Source organism: Bacteroides sp. AF39-11AC, from assembly GCF_003474285.1.
Lineage (GTDB): Bacteria > Bacteroidota > Bacteroidia > Bacteroidales > Bacteroidaceae > Bacteroides.
On the sequence record NZ_QROH01000008.1, the window covers coordinates 176,056 to 189,746 of the forward strand.

The window sequence follows — 13,691 nt, forward strand, 5'->3', positions numbered from 1 at the left end:
CCTAACATAAAGGTTTGCTATAAGTATAATACCCACTACAAACGCCAAACAAACATTAATAATCAGAAGTAAGATAAAAAACGAAAACAACAATAACATCTTACATCTAGTCATATTCCTGGATTACTTAATGATTCAACAAACAATTTATAATCAATATTCAATGAATTTATTTTCTCTATCTCAAATTCTTTTAAAGAGAAATCAAAAATATTATTATTTTCCCTTATTCGCTCTGGCTTATTACTCATAAATACTGGTATTATATTTGTATCAATATGCCATCTTAATATAATTTGAGGGATTGATTTGTTATATTTCTTACCTAAATTAATTAAATCACTATTTTCTATTAGTCGCTTATCCATTCTCCCAACAGAAGAATATGCCTGTACTTTTATATCCAATTTTGAATAATACGCAATTTCTGTTGCGCATGTATTCAAAGGGTGTCTCTCTATTTGTATATAATCTGGTTTTATTCCTGTCTGACCATTAATCAGATCAATATGTCTTCTATGTACGTTACATAAACCTATATATTTAGCCAGTCCACGTTGTTTTATTTTAATGAATGACTCCCATGTATTAATAAAATACTCAGGTTGTGGCCAATGAATATAAAGAATATCAAAATAATCAAGATTCATTAAGCATAAGGCCTTTTCTACATATTTATCTATACACCCTTTCGTTGCATACATTTGCCATGAATCAATTTTGTCACTAATCCAAATTTCACTTCTATCGACTTGATACTTAAATAAATTTTTGTTAATAATATTTCCTAATATCTTTTCCGTACCATAGCTAGGAGCAGTGTCAAAGCCATAAACATGTTCTTGAAAAGCTGTTTCTACAACCTTTGCTAAATTAGGTGAATTCTGATATGTGCCTAAAAATAAAGCAGGAATATTACTTACCATATTTTATTTCATCAGCTATTTTTGAAGAACTTATTCCTTTCGTATGAGAAATATAAACAATATCAACTCCTATTTCTTTGAATTTAACTTCATAATCATTATATAAATCAGAACCTTTCCAATCATCTCCATGAAACATTACATCAAAATGAAGTTTAGACCAAGCTTGATATTTATCCATAGATAACTGAGGCACAACTTGATCAACATATCTAATGGACTTTACTATTTCCATACGTTCTCTAAAAGGAATAACAGGGACTTTATGTTTATAATTTTGAACCACTTCATCAGTACTCACACCGACAATTAAAAAATCACACATCTCTTTCGATTTTTTCAAAATATTGAGATGCCCTATATGAAACAAATCAAATGTTCCAGTCGTATATCCAATTTTATATTTTTTCATTATTTGCTGAGTAATGTCTCTAAAATTCTACTACAAGCTTTTCCATCACCATAGGGATTTACAGCACAACTCATATTATTATATAATTCCTCACACTCTAATAGTTCTGAAACATTATCAATAATGGTATCATAATTGGTACCTACCAATTTTACAGTACCAGCTTCAATAGCCTCTGGACGCTCTGTCGTATCACGCATAACAAGAACTGGTTTTCCAAGACTAGGTGCTTCTTCCTGTATACCACCACTATCCGTCAATACAATATTTGACTTTTCCATCAAATATACAAAGCTGAGATATTCCAGCGGTTCTATAAAAAATATATTTCCAAGATTACTAAGTTCACTTCCAAAGACTTCATGAATGGGTTTACGGACATTAGGATTCAGATGCATAGGATAAACAAAATCCACATCGGGATATTTTCTAGCTACTTCTTTGATCGCCATGCAGATATTAACAAAACCATTACCAAAATTTTCCCGACGATGACCTGTGATAAGTACAAGCTTCTTACCGTTATCTAACCGATTAACATTATAACCTAATTTATATAATTCATTACTCAATTTGAAAGTAAGTATATTACTATTTTTTATCTTTTCAACAACCCAATATAGTGCATCTATAACAGTGTTACCCGTGACTATTATCTTATTATTATCGATATTTTCGTTGAGCAGATTATCACGACTTCGAAGAGTCGGCGCAAAATTATACGTAGCAATACGACTTGTTATCTGCCTATTCATCTCCTCAGGCCATGGGCTATATATATTATGGGTACGCAAACCTGCTTCAACGTGACCAACAGGGATTTGTTGATAGAATGCTGCCAAAGCGGCAGCAGTTGATGTTGTAGTATCACCATGAACAAGAACAATCTCAGGTTTTACCTCCCTCAGAACATTACGCATACCAAGAAGCACCCGACCTGTTACATCATACAAATCCTGACCTTGCTTCATGATGTTCAAATCGTAGTCAGGCTTGATATCGAAGATATCTAATACTTGATCGAGCATTTCGCGGTGTTGTCCCGTTACACACACTACAGTCTTAAAATTCTTTGCACTCTTTTGAAACTCCTTTACTAATGGTGCCATTTTTATTGCTTCTGGTCGTGTACCAAAAACAAGCATTATAGTTTTCATATATATTACTTATTATTTTTCATCTTATAGAATTTATATCTGGCTAATTACGAAAAATTAGTCTTAAGAGAAATTACTAACATTATTCAATGTATGGCAATTTTTAATTTGGATGAGTTTAATTATATACAGATATTTTTTCAAACAAAAGGACACCTTTCTAAATGTGCTAACATATATTTATAAATTAAGCTCAATCGTGCAGGAGCATTAACAAAGCCCTGTTTCTCCATTTCTTTCATATAAATAGTATTTTCTATTTTATAATTATGGGCAGTAAAAAAGATTTTATTATTATAAGGTAATTGAGAAAAGCATTCTATATCTTTTTGTGAACAACTATCCAACTCACTTCCAATAACTAACATTTTATTTACATTAATTCGCTGACATCGTCTATTCCACTTCTCCCTTGCCTCTGTTTCATCGTAATAATGTAAAAACTCTATTTCAACTTCATCTATTCCATCACTCAATACCCCAATAAGATATTTTTTCTTGCTTTGCAAATACCTAATTCTACCTAATTCGTATTTAGACTTTTCTTTAAACTCCAAAGGTATATGAATCCATTTATCAATATTCTCTAAAAATCTTATATAATCTGGATAAAAAAAATAAAGACCTACCGTTGGAGAATTGTATTGAATTCCAATATCTTGGCACATTAATCCTGACAAACAATTATTAGTTATTATACTAATATCATGAGGTAATAATAAAGACAGCTTATCAATATACGACTTTCTATATCTTCTTTCAATGTGTTTTTTTAGTTTTTTAACAGTATAAATCATAAGTCAATTAATAATCATAGAATATTTATAATAATCGAATAAAAAATCAAGTATTCATTGTATAGTTAGTGGATATATAGCTAGCATCTCAACCTAAAATTCAAATTAACGTAGTCCAATTTCCGGCTCATATATTCTCTACTATTAAACCATTTTAATCACATATAAGACTAAAGTTTATCCTCCTCAATACCACAGGCTCTATATAAAAAATCATATCTGTAAACTGAAATATCATATATTAAAGAGTTCTTTATTGATGAATAAATCAAAGCATCGATCTATATTAAAGTAAAATAGTCTCAAAGCACAAAAACGAGAAATAAAAGTAATTGGATGTTTCTAACTAATTATACAAATTCTCCGTTAAATACGTCTGGTTCAATTCTTGTAATCCAGATTTTCCCTTTTCATTCATCAATATACTCCCATGGATAAGGGTTGTCAACCACATTTTGAAATTCTGCAATAGCTTCATATTGTTCAAGAGTAAGCTTTGTAGAATCCCATAAAGCAATAATCGAATGAGCTTCGTCAGCCAAAGCCTCATCAAATACTTCACCATAGCAGGCAGTGAGCAGACGAAGTTTCAACAACGAGGCTGGAAGAGCATCAAGAATGTTCCAGCAACGATCCAAAACTTCCTGAACATGCTTCTGCTTTTCACCGTGATCAATAAACGAGGCACTATAACCCATCAGCAGTGCAAGACAGACATTTGTCTGTTCTTCAGTAGTAGAACCTTTAGCGCCAGAGTTATACAAAGCCGTGGTCAAACGATAAACTTCACCATTACGACGGGAAAGGTCATCGCTATAGACCGGACTCCCGTCCATACCTAAATACATCAGTTCGTGCGCTGCACGCTGAAGAGCAAATGTTTCTTCGGAAAGAGTCATAACTATTTATGATTTCAAATTTATGATTTACCAGCCAGCAAATGACAGCTGTTAATTATTCGATTACTTCTATAAGATCCGGATGGATAGTCGCCATAGCAACAGCAATAACACCTTGTACTTCGATGACCACACGACGATCGCGTGCACCTTTCACTTTCAAGAAAAGCCCCTCCTGCCCTTCAAAATCACCACCAATGATGCGGACTCTGGTGCCTTTGGACAAATTCAGTTCATCGGGTTGGAAGTACAAGAGATGATCGTTGTAGGTACCGGCAACAGCGATGAAACGCTGCATCTCGTTGTCGGGGATAATTATTTTCTGACCACTGCGAGTATCAGTTATGTATTGCAAGTATGTGAGCTGTGATTTAACACGCTTCACTTCAGAAGGACAGGCATGAACAAAAACCAGATTATGAACGACGGGCACTAAAACACGAACTTTTTTGCCTTTCTTTATACTAATCTTATATTGCATCGGAATAAAGCAACCTAACTTTTCTTTTTCAAGTAGTCGCATAGCATCCAACTCCCTGCGATAAGTAGCACGCATGGCATACCATATTTCGCTCTCTTTCTCCACTTCCATTTTATGATTATTTCAGAAAAGGGTGTTCTCTCGGGGCTTTGAATTCCTTGCATACACTTGAAATTCAACCATTTGCGAACGCTTTATGTAGAATATAGCAAGCTTTGCGTCCTTCTTGCCTACAGATTTTCTATAGCAGTTCATTACCTTACAGGTAAAAAGCTATAAACGAACCAGTCACAAACAAAAAATGTCTTTTAGACGTTCGTTTAATGGACGTCAATTATTTTTAAAAGTGGGAGATGAAGAAAACAATAAAATGAATAGATGTTAACTGATATTTTCACTCCCATCTTATTGCTCATAATCAGAATATTATCGTATAAAAGAAGTAATCACAAGAAGATTTTTTATCAAACATTTTGTCGTTTCCAAAAACACCTCTATCTTTGCGTCCATTAAACGAACGTTTTTTAAACAGCTTCAAAAACGAAGTTACCAATCTTATTTACAGCTATTTGAATCCAACAAAAAATCACATTCTTTTCACTTTTCTTCCCCCCATTATCATATCTGAACTTTATTTTCTACTTTTGCAACATTTTTAACTGTGAATATCAGTTAAATATTTAATTAAAATTTATTCAATATGAAAGATTTAAAAAAAAGAGAATCAGAATGGATCTGACACAAAGAAAAGGTCACATCAAGTTGAAAATCAGAGAAAAAGCAGTAACAGAACAGTAAGCAGAATTAGTATAGTCGACGAAAATTTACTGGCTGAACGGTATTATGCAGGTGCAAAAACTCACATGTATGTAGGAGTTCTAAGAAGTTTCAAATTAGGCTATTTCAGAGGCCTAAATATCAACACCATAAGCGATTTGGGAATGCATTTACACGAATCGGGTGATGGCTTAAAACACGAAAAAGGAGAAGATATTCCACTGGAACTAAGCAGTTTAATGACAGAACTAAGAAAGATCTGGGCAGTGATACAAAAGGAAGATACGGAACACATAGACCCCTATGGATATGATGTAAGGATAAATCATTGATAGTTTACTCCAAAGAAAGGACATAACTTTGCCCCGTCAACCTGACAGTGGAAGGGCTACACCCTTTCACCCGGATGGTGTAGCCCTAAGCATAAAAGGGTGTAGCTATCCGAAGCAAAGGGTGTAGCCATCACAGAAGGTTGATTATAAACAATTTACAAATAACTAAAAGTACAAAAATGGAAAAACAAAAGTTGGGGCACCAACAGAAGTATGTAACGAAAAATGAGAGAGTAGAGAATCTATGGAAAAAACTTATCAGGCAAGAAACCGATTTATCCGAAGAAACCATTGCATGGATGACCCTACGCATCCGACAGTTGACCGAGTACATGCCATACGGATGTGCGCTGATAGCCTACAGAAAACAAAATGGCGAATTCTACATGGCAAGAGGAACACTTATTTATTATGAATCCGATTTCCATCAGAAATATGATATTGAGCGCATCAAAAACCATGTAGCATACTGGGATATGGAACAGCAAGGATGGAGGACTTTCCAGATTGAAAACTTCTTGGAATGGAGACCGATTGTTTAAATGAAGAATGAAAATTAAGAATGAAGAATTATGGATTCATATTTATTACATGATGCCAATGCAGGCAATAACTTTAAAATTATGATGATGATACAAAAAGAAGGAATGAAAGGATATGGCATCTACTGGATGCTGCTTGAATTCCTGAGGTTACAGAACGGATATAAAGCCGATCTGAGGGTACTGCCTATCCTGGCACAAAAGATGAGAGTGACAGTGACTACCTCGAAGCGAATTATCTACAATTATAAACTCTTTGAGGTGGACGATACAGCCTTTTCATCGCCCGGGCTTATCCTGCGGATGAGACCACTGGAAGCCAAGCGCGAAGCGAACAGAGAGGCAGGCAAGCATGGAGGACTGGCTAACCAACAGAAAATCAGAGATGCAAAGGCAGGCAACGCTTTAGCAACAAATAAAGAGAATAAAGAAAATAAAACAGACCCCTCTATATCTCCCCAAGGGGAGACAGTGAAGAATGAGGAGATTCTTCTTGTTCCTCCAGAGTATGCACTCAACAGGCAGACGCACAACTACGAAGGATTGATAGCAGAATTGGAACGGCAAAAAGTTGCATCCATAAAAGAGAAAAACGCCATTCTCAGACTGACGGACTTCGGAAGATTGGGAGGCAAAATTTGGAAAATCATCTATGACATCAACAGTTCACCACAGATGAAGGCACGGATTATTATGCCGGGAAAATATATCTTAAAGCTACTGCAGAACTAAATGATCTCAAAAAGGTTAGCTCTCCCCCAAGAGCAACCTTTTTACTATTTTCAAATCAATCAAGTTCAAACTGCTTTCTTTTATAAACAAAAATATCTAGATTTTGCTTTCTGCTTTAAACAAATATCCAGCTAATTTGCTTTTTACTTTAAACAAATTCGTATATTTGCTACATAAATCACTTTGAATATGGATAGCCTGTTTTTAAAGCAAGAAAGAATGTTGGCGCAAACAAGCACCAATATTGTAAGAGAGCTAATGAATAAGATTCATTGGAACAACCGCTTGATTGCCATCAGAGGTTCTCGCGGTGTAGGGAAAACAACTTTAATGCTACAATACATCAAATTGAATTATTCACCCGGAAGCCGGATAGCTCTCTATTGTACACTCGACAGCATTTATTTCAGCAGTCACACATTACTGGAGCTTGTAGAAAAATTCTATCTTCAGGGAGGTAAACATCTGTTTCTGGACGAAGTTCATAAATACCCTACTTGGAGCAAAGAGCTTAAAGAAATCTATGATCTGTATCCATCTATGCAGATTGTCTTCAGCGGTTCATCCCTACTCAATATACTAAATGCAGATGCAGACCTTTCCAGAAGATGCCTGCCTTACAATATGTATGGCTTATCATTCCGCGAATTTTTGATGTTCTATAAGAATATTCGGATTCCGGTCGCTTCTTTAGAAGAAGTACTAAGGAATGCAGGCGAGATTTGCCAAGGCATTAACGAACAGTGCAGACCTGTACAAATGTTCAATGAGTATTTACATGACGGTTACTATCCATTCTTCACCGGCAACCGGGAAGATTACTACATGAATATTGAAAATGTAGTCAACTTCATCTTAGAACAGGAGATGCCTCTGTTGTGCGGAGTAGCTCCTGCCTACGTAAGAAAATTGAAAGCGCTATTGAGCATTTTGGCTTCATCTGTTCCTTATGAAGTCGATATCACCAAGCTGGCAGGGATTATAGGACTTACCAGAAACTCAGTGATTACTTATCTCCAAAATTTGGATCGTGCAGAACTGCTTAAATTACTGTATTCTGATCTCACCTCAGTTAAAAAGATGCAGAAACCGGACAAAATATATCTCCAGAACCCGAACTTGCTCTATGCCATTGCTTCTACATCTGTACAGATTAGTACAGCAAGAGAGACTTTTGTAATGAGCCAGCTTTCGGTTAATCACGAAATAGAATACGGAAAAGCGCAGGGAGATTTTGTTGTCGACCACAAATATACATTCGAAGTAGGAGGAGCAGACAAGACCTTCAAGCAGATTGCCGACCTACCGGATTCCTTTATTCTTGCTGATAACATCGAATATGCCACAGGTAAAAAACTGCCTCTGTGGATAGTAGGATTAACGTATTAAAATAGAAAACACCATGATAACATTTCCGAATGCCAAAATAAATCTGGGGCTGAACATTGTAGAGAAGCGTCCTGACGGATATCATAATCTGGAAACAGTATTCTATCCCGTCCCCGTAGAAGATGCGTTAGAAGTCAATATATTGAATGAAAGCACGCAGAAGTTTCGTCTGCATCAGGCGGGATTGGAAATTGCAGGAGAAGCAGAAAATAACTTAGTAGTGAAAGCTTATAAGCTTTTAGATGAGAGATTCAATCTCCCTCCCATAGATATTCACCTGTTCAAGCATATTCCTTCCGGTGCGGGATTAGGCGGCGGTTCATCGGACGCAGCTTACATGCTGAAATTGCTGAATGAGAAGTTCAACCTGAAATTGTCGGATGAAAATTTAGAAGAGTATGCCGCCAGATTAGGAGCGGATTGCGCCTTTTTCATCCGGAACACCCCAACTTATGCAGAGGGAATAGGAAACATCTTCTCTCCTATCTCCTTATCCTTAAAAGGATATCAGATTGTTTTAGTGAAACCGGATATTTTTGTCTCTACACGCGAAGCATTTGCCCGGATAAAACCTCATCGGCAGGAGATTCCATTGAAAGAGGTTATAAAGCGCCCTATAGAAGAATGGAAAGAACGAATGGTGAATGATTTCGAAGAAAGCGTATTCCCCCAATTTCCCGCTATCAAAGAGATTAAAGAGAAGCTGTATGAGGCAGGGGCTATATATGCAGCAATGACAGGATCCGGTTCATCTGTATTCGGGTTGTTCAAACCGAAAAATGATAAAGTAGCAAAAGAAGACTTCGGAGAAAAAGCATTTGTATATCAAGGCATATTGAGATAACGGATAAAAATCATCCACATATATAATCAGAGAGGCTGAATTCAAGCCTCTTTTTTTGTTCGCTGATGCGAAAAAAAATAAGCCCTGTCTCCCGACAAGGCTTATTCACAACACAAACACAAAATAAAACACGACAAAACTACTATGCAATCTTACCTGTCTATGCCGGGGAGGCATAAGTACTAGTTACGGATATTCACATATACATAAACAGCGTCAGGCTGATTTGCAACATATAAACAAATGCGGGGAAGCATTTGTTCATTTCTTATTTGTTAATAAAAACAAAAATCTCTTTTATCGCTTATTGAATACCTCTCTCACGAAGCTTCAATTGCCAGTTCCATGCAGAACGCAATGTATCTTCGATGGTTTCAACAGCTTTCCAACCCAACTCTTCATTAGCGAATTTAGGATCGGCCCATACCTTTTCAATATCTCCCGCACGACGACCGACGATCTGATAATTCAGTTTCACACCGGTTGCCTTTTCGAAAGCGTTAATCAATTCCAATACTGAAAGACCGCGTCCCGTTCCGATATTAAACACTTCCACTGTTTCCTTTTGTTTCTTTTCCAAGATACGGCGGATAGCGATAACATGTGCTTTTGCCAAATCGACTACATTAATGAAGTCGCGTATACAAGAGCCGTCGGGCGTATCATAATCATCACCAAAGACGCTCAGTTTCTCACGAATACCGATAGCGGTCTGGGTCAGATAAGGTATCAAGTTCTGAGGCACACCATTGGGCAACTCACCAAGCAATGCTGTCGGATGCGCACCAATCGGATTGAAATAGCGCAGTAAAATTGCATTGATAGGAGCACCTGAAGCCACTGTATCGCGAACGATTTCTTCATTGATCTGCTTCGTATTACCGTAAGGAGATTCAGCTTTCTTAATCGGGGCTTTCTCCGTTACCGGCAATTCGTCAGGCTGACCGTAAACTGTACAAGAAGAAGAAAACACAATACCTTCCACTCCATGCTTTGGCATCAACTCAAGTAGGTTAATCAATGAAACCAGATTATTGCGATAATAAAGCAATGGTTTCTGAACCGACTCGCCTACAGCCTTACTGGCTGCAAAGTGGATGATGGCTTTAATGCCTTTATATTTAGTAAACACAGCGTCAAGACCAGCGAAATCCAAACAATCCAATTTCTCGAATGCAGGACGAATACCTGATACTTTTTCGATGTTATCAACTACATCGGCGCTAGAGTTTGACAAATTATCTATTATCACTACTTCATAACCTGCGTTTTGAAGTTCTACTACAGTATGTGAACCAATATAACCTGTTCCACCTGTAACTAAGATTTTTTCTTTCATCAATGATTTATTCTTATAGGTTATCATCGTTGTGGCGGCAAATTTAAGGAAATTTATTTTAGATAAAAAGAAAAAAGAGTATTTTTTTTAGTTTAAATTAAAAAGGGGCAGAATTTCTTCTCCCCCTTATCTATTACCGAATGTTCTTTTTTCAGATCTTTACTACACCGGAGAATCCCATGAAAGCCATAGCCAAAAGGCCGGCTGTAATTAAAGCAATCGGAGTCCCTTTCATGCCTTTCGGAATATTCACCAAACTCATCTGTTCACGCAAACCCGCAAAGAGTGTCAATGCCAAGCCAAAGCCAATAGCAGTAGAGAATGCATAAACTACACCTGTCAACAGGTCATAATCCTTTTGAATTACAAGAATGGCCACACCAAGAATACAACAGTTTGTAGTAATCAAAGGTAAAAATACACCCAGTGCTTGATATAAGGAAGGTGATACTTTTTTAAGGATGATTTCTACCATCTGAACCAAGGCTGCAATTACCAAAATGAAAGTTATTGTTTGCAGGTATTCCAAACCGAAAGCATCAAGAACAAACTTTTGAATAAGGAATGTCACTATAGTAGCAATAGTAAGTACGAATGCTACGGCAGCCGACATCCCCAATGCAGTTTCCACTTTCTTGGATACTCCGAGGAACGGACAAATTCCCAGGAATTGTGACAACACGATGTTGTTAACAAAGATTGCCGAAATAAATATCAATATATATTCCATAGTTTTCAAAATTAAGACTTAAAAATTAAAAATTAAAAGTAGTTGCTACTCTCATCTCTAATTTTTAATTTTCCATTATTAATTCTTCTTCAAGCTGTTAATCAATGCAATCAGATAACCCAACGCGATGAACGCACCCGGTGCAAGTACAAATATCAACATACCGTATTCTTCAGGAAGAATGGCCAGATCGAAGATTTTGCCTGTTCCCAGAAACTCACGTACGGCACCCAGCAGAGTAAGAGCCAAGGTAAAACCAAGCCCCATTCCCAAACCATCGAAGAAAGAGGCTACCGGAGTATTCTTTGCAGCAAAAGCTTCGGCACGTCCCAGTACGATACAGTTTACCACAATCAGCGGAATAAACAGACCCAGTGTAGCATACAGAGCAGGAACATAAGCCTGCATCACCATTTGCAACAACGTTACAAAAGATGCGATAACTACGATAAAGGATGGAATACGCACCATATCAGGGATAACATTCTTAATAGCCGAGATTACAACATTAGAGCAAATCAACACGAACATGGTTGCCAGTCCCATACCCATACCATTGATGGCGGAAGAGGTAGTACCCAGCGTAGGACACATACCAAGCAGGAGTACAAACGTAGGATTCTCTTTAATAATCCCGTTCATCATAACTTTAAAATTATTCATATCTTCTACTCCTTTCTTTATTTAGCGCTGATGGAATCCGTAGCCTCAGCGACTGCGTTTTCAGCAGGTTCAACAACTTTTTGTGTAGCGCCCGTAGCAGCATCAGACTCATTCTGACCCGCATAAGCAGCATAAGCAGCATTCACAGCATTCAGGAAAGCACGTGAAGTAATGGTAGAAGCGGTAATAGCATCTACCTGTCCCCCGTCTTTGCTAACAGACAAAGGAGCCTTACCCGGATTCATTCCCTTGATGCTTCCTTTATTGCCTTCTTTAAACCAATCGGCAGCTTTGGAGCCCAATCCCGGAGTTTCCGCATGCGACAACAAAGAATAATCTATAATGTTTCCTTCTGCATCAAAACCGACCAGTACTTTCAGTTCACCGCCAAATGCCATTGAGCTGGCTTCTACAGCAGCACCAATAAATTGTCCGTCTTTCGTTGCAGGATATACGGCATAATCCACGCCGTTCACAGCCTGCACCTTCTTTTCTGCAATCGGATCGTTATCAAAACCAGGAACCACTGCACTGACTGCATCGCTCAACGTCTTTGCATTGGCTTGTGCAATAGGTTCTTTAGTCAGCTCATTTACATATGCCAGCAACGCCACGGAAATAGCAGTAACGCCCGTGAGTACCAGCAACATATTCTTCAAGGATGATTCTAACTTTTTCATTTCTTCTTCGCTACCTCCCCAAAGCGTTTAGGTTTACAATATGTATTTATCAGCGGAGTAAAGGCATTCATAATCAGGATTGCGAATGACATACCTTCAGGATAAGCACCGAACAAACGGATAATCACTGTCAGCAGACCAATGCACACACCATAGATCAGCATCCCTTTCTTGCTCATCGGAGAAGTAACATAATCCGTAGCCATAAAGACAGCACCCAACATCAAACCACCTGTAAGCAGTTGAAGTACCGGAGATACATATACTTCCGGATCCACCAGATGCATGATACCTGAGAATATAAATACTGTTGCCAATATAGAAATAGGAATATGCCAGGTTATAATTTTCTTCCAAAGCATATAGGCCAATCCCAACAGCAATGCCAAGGCACTTACTTCACCCAAGCAACCTCCATTATTACCAATCAATAAGTCAAAAGAAGAAGGCAAATCTTTTAAGGCTTCTATATTTCCACCGGCAATCTGCTTCATCAGGTTAAGAGGGGTAGCTGCCGTCGTTGCATCTGTATAAGAAGTCAACTGTCCGACAACCGGCCAGCTCGTCATCTGCACAGGGAAAGAGAGCAACAGGAATACACGGCCTGCCAATGCGGGGTTGAACGGATTACAACCCAGTCCGCCAAAAGACATTTTACCGACACCTATTGCAAACAATGCACCCAGAATAATAATCCAGATAGGCAGATTGGAAGGTAAGTTGAATGCCAGCAACACACCTGTGATTACGGCAGAACCGTCACAAATAGTCGTGGTTTCTTTCTTTAAAAGGAATTTGCCGATAGCCCATTCAAAGAACAAACAGGCAGCCACCGATGTAGCCGTAACAATCAGCGCACCCAGTCCGAAGAAATAGAGTGATACGAGAAATGCAGGAATCAATGCAATGAGCACGCCATACATATTCTTTTTCACGCTGTCACCACCATGGACATGGGGCGAAAGTGATACTATTAATTTATTTTCCATAC

At 37.6% G+C, this 13,691-nt stretch carries 16 protein-coding genes; 5 read left to right on the plus strand and 11 right to left on the minus strand.

Annotated features, from left to right (window positions below; all coding sequences use genetic code 11):
* Positions 1-110 precede the first annotated feature (110 nt).
* The 6 genes from DW036_RS18230 to DW036_RS18255 form a co-directional block, all read right to left on the minus strand.
* A complete protein-coding gene (locus DW036_RS18230; RefSeq protein ID WP_118465651.1) occupies positions 111-926 on the minus strand; it encodes an aldo/keto reductase in 816 nt (271 codons plus the stop codon).
* The gene (locus DW036_RS18235; protein WP_118465652.1) at positions 916-1,338 is read right to left on the minus strand and encodes an adenylyltransferase/cytidyltransferase family protein; all 423 of its coding nucleotides are present in this window, start codon (positions 1,336-1,338) and stop codon (positions 916-918) included. The genes DW036_RS18230 and DW036_RS18235 overlap by 11 nt, the downstream gene beginning before the upstream one ends.
* Entirely contained in the window at positions 1,338-2,495 is a 1,158-nt protein-coding gene (wecB, locus tag DW036_RS18240; protein WP_118465653.1) for a non-hydrolyzing UDP-N-acetylglucosamine 2-epimerase, read from the minus strand. The genes DW036_RS18235 and wecB overlap by 1 nt, the downstream gene beginning before the upstream one ends.
* Positions 2,496-2,635: 140 nt before the next feature.
* Positions 2,636-3,292: a DUF1919 domain-containing protein gene (locus tag DW036_RS18245; RefSeq protein WP_118465654.1), complete on the minus strand. Its 657-nt coding sequence runs from the start codon at positions 3,290-3,292 to the stop codon at positions 2,636-2,638.
* Between the two features lie 410 nt (positions 3,293-3,702).
* Positions 3,703-4,191, minus strand: a complete 489-nt coding sequence (locus DW036_RS18250) for a UpxZ family transcription anti-terminator antagonist (RefSeq protein ID WP_118465655.1) — start codon at positions 4,189-4,191, stop codon at positions 3,703-3,705.
* A 55-nt stretch (positions 4,192-4,246) separates the two neighbouring features.
* Complete coding sequence (locus tag DW036_RS18255; RefSeq protein WP_118465656.1) at positions 4,247-4,783, minus strand: UpxY family transcription antiterminator; 537 nt, start codon at positions 4,781-4,783, stop codon at positions 4,247-4,249.
* 830 nt (positions 4,784-5,613) lie between these two features.
* On the opposite strand from DW036_RS18255, the gene DW036_RS26055 reads away from it, so the two are divergent.
* The 5 genes from DW036_RS26055 to ispE all read left to right on the plus strand — a co-directional run bounded on the left by DW036_RS26055 (position 5,614) and on the right by ispE (position 9,288).
* Complete coding sequence (locus DW036_RS26055; protein WP_233560489.1) at positions 5,614-5,781, plus strand: hypothetical protein; 168 nt, start codon at positions 5,614-5,616, stop codon at positions 5,779-5,781.
* A gap of 179 nt (positions 5,782-5,960) precedes the next feature.
* Positions 5,961-6,323: an SH3 beta-barrel fold-containing protein gene (locus DW036_RS18265; protein ID WP_118465658.1), complete on the plus strand. Its 363-nt coding sequence runs from the start codon at positions 5,961-5,963 to the stop codon at positions 6,321-6,323.
* A gap of 30 nt (positions 6,324-6,353) precedes the next feature.
* A complete protein-coding gene (locus tag DW036_RS18270) occupies positions 6,354-7,055 on the plus strand; it encodes a DUF4373 domain-containing protein (protein WP_118465659.1) in 702 nt (233 codons plus the stop codon).
* A 189-nt stretch (positions 7,056-7,244) separates the two neighbouring features.
* Complete coding sequence (locus tag DW036_RS18275) at positions 7,245-8,444, plus strand: ATP-binding protein (RefSeq protein ID WP_118465660.1); 1,200 nt, start codon at positions 7,245-7,247, stop codon at positions 8,442-8,444.
* Between the two features lie 13 nt (positions 8,445-8,457).
* Positions 8,458-9,288: a 4-(cytidine 5'-diphospho)-2-C-methyl-D-erythritol kinase gene (ispE, locus tag DW036_RS18280; RefSeq protein WP_118465661.1), complete on the plus strand. Its 831-nt coding sequence runs from the start codon at positions 8,458-8,460 to the stop codon at positions 9,286-9,288.
* A 304-nt stretch (positions 9,289-9,592) separates the two neighbouring features.
* On the opposite strand, the gene galE is transcribed toward ispE, so the two are convergent.
* The 5 genes from galE to DW036_RS18305 form a co-directional block, all read right to left on the minus strand.
* Entirely contained in the window at positions 9,593-10,627 is a 1,035-nt protein-coding gene (gene galE / locus DW036_RS18285; protein ID WP_044534918.1) for a UDP-glucose 4-epimerase GalE, read from the minus strand.
* A gap of 151 nt (positions 10,628-10,778) precedes the next feature.
* Positions 10,779-11,357, minus strand: a complete 579-nt coding sequence (gene rsxA, locus DW036_RS18290; RefSeq protein ID WP_007663245.1) for an electron transport complex subunit RsxA — start codon at positions 11,355-11,357, stop codon at positions 10,779-10,781.
* A gap of 78 nt (positions 11,358-11,435) precedes the next feature.
* Positions 11,436-12,020, minus strand: coding sequence for an electron transport complex subunit RsxE (rsxE, locus tag DW036_RS18295; RefSeq protein WP_118465662.1), 585 nt, complete (start codon positions 12,018-12,020; stop codon positions 11,436-11,438).
* Between the two features lie 17 nt (positions 12,021-12,037).
* Positions 12,038-12,700: an RnfABCDGE type electron transport complex subunit G gene (locus DW036_RS18300; protein WP_118465663.1), complete on the minus strand. Its 663-nt coding sequence runs from the start codon at positions 12,698-12,700 to the stop codon at positions 12,038-12,040.
* Positions 12,697-13,689, minus strand: coding sequence for an RnfABCDGE type electron transport complex subunit D (locus tag DW036_RS18305; RefSeq protein ID WP_118465664.1), 993 nt, complete (start codon positions 13,687-13,689; stop codon positions 12,697-12,699). The genes DW036_RS18300 and DW036_RS18305 overlap by 4 nt, the downstream gene beginning before the upstream one ends.
* Positions 13,690-13,691: the final 2 nt, after the last annotated feature.

Excerpts from the sequence above, each read along its gene's own strand:
- DW036_RS18245 (WP_118465654.1), bottom strand. The coding sequence starts at position 3,292 with ATGATTTATACTGTTAAAAAACTAAAAAAACACATTGAAAGAAGATAT.
- DW036_RS26055 (WP_233560489.1), top strand. The coding sequence starts at position 5,614 with ATGCATTTACACGAATCGGGTGATGGCTTAAAACACGAAAAAGGAGAA.
- rsxA (WP_007663245.1), bottom strand. The coding sequence starts at position 11,357 with ATGGAATATATATTGATATTTATTTCGGCAATCTTTGTTAACAACATC.
- DW036_RS18300 (WP_118465663.1), bottom strand. The coding sequence starts at position 12,700 with ATGAAAAAGTTAGAATCATCCTTGAAGAATATGTTGCTGGTACTCACG.
- ispE (WP_118465661.1), top strand. The coding sequence starts at position 8,458 with ATGATAACATTTCCGAATGCCAAAATAAATCTGGGGCTGAACATTGTA.
- DW036_RS18250 (WP_118465655.1), bottom strand. The coding sequence starts at position 4,191 with ATGACTCTTTCCGAAGAAACATTTGCTCTTCAGCGTGCAGCGCACGAA.
- galE (WP_044534918.1), bottom strand. The coding sequence starts at position 10,627 with ATGAAAGAAAAAATCTTAGTTACAGGTGGAACAGGTTATATTGGTTCA.
- DW036_RS18230 (WP_118465651.1), bottom strand. The coding sequence starts at position 926 with ATGGTAAGTAATATTCCTGCTTTATTTTTAGGCACATATCAGAATTCA.
- rsxE (WP_118465662.1), bottom strand. The coding sequence starts at position 12,020 with ATGAATAATTTTAAAGTTATGATGAACGGGATTATTAAAGAGAATCCT.
- DW036_RS18270 (WP_118465659.1), top strand. The coding sequence starts at position 6,354 with ATGGATTCATATTTATTACATGATGCCAATGCAGGCAATAACTTTAAA.
- DW036_RS18265 (WP_118465658.1), top strand. The coding sequence starts at position 5,961 with ATGGAAAAACAAAAGTTGGGGCACCAACAGAAGTATGTAACGAAAAAT.
- DW036_RS18275 (WP_118465660.1), top strand. The coding sequence starts at position 7,245 with ATGGATAGCCTGTTTTTAAAGCAAGAAAGAATGTTGGCGCAAACAAGC.
- DW036_RS18255 (WP_118465656.1), bottom strand. The coding sequence starts at position 4,783 with ATGGAAGTGGAGAAAGAGAGCGAAATATGGTATGCCATGCGTGCTACT.
- wecB (WP_118465653.1), bottom strand. The coding sequence starts at position 2,495 with ATGAAAACTATAATGCTTGTTTTTGGTACACGACCAGAAGCAATAAAA.
- DW036_RS18305 (WP_118465664.1), bottom strand. The coding sequence starts at position 13,689 with ATGGAAAATAAATTAATAGTATCACTTTCGCCCCATGTCCATGGTGGT.
- DW036_RS18235 (WP_118465652.1), bottom strand. The coding sequence starts at position 1,338 with ATGAAAAAATATAAAATTGGATATACGACTGGAACATTTGATTTGTTT.